We start from the raw sequence: 275 nt of genomic DNA, 5'->3' as shown, positions 1-275 counted from the left end.
CGACAAGCTCGCCGAGGCCCGCGAGACCGGCGACTTCGCCGCGATCAACCTCCACGAGAAGAACCTCGCGTTCAACCTCGGCGGCCACGTCAACCACTCCGCGTTCTGGACCAACCTCTCCCCCGAGGGCGGCGGCGAGCCCACCGGCGAGATCGGCGCCGCGATCGACGAGCACTTCGGCTCCTTCGACGCCTTCAAGAAGCAGTTCGCCGCCGTCGCCGCAGGCGTCCAGGGCTCCGGCTGGGCCATCCTCGCCTGGGACTCCATCGGCTCCA

1 protein-coding gene is annotated in these 275 nt (G+C 69.8%); it reads left to right on the top strand.

Annotated elements, in window-relative coordinates; all coding sequences use genetic code 11:
- The coding region (locus AC4H2H_RS19770; RefSeq protein ID WP_494372540.1) for a superoxide dismutase at positions 1 to 275 on the top strand (275 nt) is incomplete at both ends.

Source organism: Cellulosimicrobium sp. BMG9.22 (assembly GCF_059159975.1).
Note: the sequence above shows the minus strand (reverse complement) of the source record. Positions and strands in the feature narration are given on the sequence as shown.